The organism is Catenulispora yoronensis, assembly GCF_039531695.1.
Lineage (GTDB): Bacteria > Actinomycetota > Actinomycetes > Streptomycetales > Catenulisporaceae > Catenulispora > Catenulispora yoronensis.
On sequence record NZ_BAAAQN010000268.1, the window covers coordinates 1 to 507 of the forward strand.

1 protein-coding gene is annotated in these 507 nt (G+C 61.7%); it reads right to left on the bottom strand.

Annotation, left to right across the window (positions count from 1 at the left end; all coding sequences use genetic code 11):
* Positions 1–207: 207 nt before the first annotated feature.
* On the bottom strand, positions 208–507 hold a 300-nt coding region (locus tag ABD481_RS47265), incomplete at its 5' end, for an MmyB family transcriptional regulator (RefSeq protein ID WP_486323375.1).

Below are 507 nucleotides of genomic sequence, written 5' to 3' on the forward strand. Positions count from 1 at the left end.
GTGCCCCCTGTGCGCTCCCTGCGCCATGAGTGACATAACGCAGAAGGCGTATCGGGAGCGCAATGTGTGCTGAAGTCGTAGATCACATACAGGACTTCCCGACAGTGCTTTCCCTCCCCTACTCCCGGAGGGAAAGGGAACCGTCCAGCAGCGCCGGCCGGGCAATACCCGAAGATGGCACATTGCCAGCCATCTGATTCCCTGTGATTAATGTTGGTCCAGCCACGCCAGCGCCTGCTCGCCCGCCTCGTCCATCGGCAGGTAGACCAGCAGGCGCGAGCCGTTGCGCGGCGCCGAATACCAGTACATCTGCTGCAGGCTGAATCGCCCGAGCTGCGGGTGGTTAAAATGTTTAATCTGGTTTTCCACGCCGCGCACCTCGTAGCGCTGATGCCACAGCGCTTCAAACTCCGACGAGGCGGCGAAAAAGCGCGCCAGTTTGTTTTCCCACGCCGGATCGCCGCGGTGCTCGGCCATCGCGGCGCGGAAATAGGAGACGAAGGTCGG